Origin of the sequence: Paraburkholderia sp. SIMBA_054, from assembly GCF_046534875.1 — a bacterium.
Taxonomy (GTDB): domain Bacteria; phylum Pseudomonadota; class Gammaproteobacteria; order Burkholderiales; family Burkholderiaceae; genus Paraburkholderia; species Paraburkholderia hospita.
Window position 1 is genome coordinate 1 of record NZ_JAWRXV010001542.1, and the last position, 242, is coordinate 242.

Consider the following 242-nt stretch of genomic DNA (forward strand, 5'->3'; position numbering starts at 1 on the left):
GCCGCGCCGCCGGCCCACTGCACGGCGGTGCCGAGCAGCACGTAGTACAGCAGGTTGCCGAGCAGGCTCAGTCGGGCCAGGGTCCACCAGTCGGCCGCTTGCATCGGCGCGACCGCCCGCCGCCAGCGCGGCGCCAGCACCAGCATCGCGATCAGCCCGTAGGCGAGGTAGCGCGAGACCGACATCTGCAGCGGGGTGAAGTCGCGCAGCAGCTGCGGGGCGAGGAACACCAGCCCCCACAG

1 pseudogene is annotated in these 242 nt (G+C 73.1%); it reads right to left on the reverse strand.

Annotated elements, in window-relative coordinates:
* A pseudogene (locus SB822_RS60210) lies at window positions 1-242 on the reverse strand (EamA/RhaT family transporter); the annotation flags it as partial.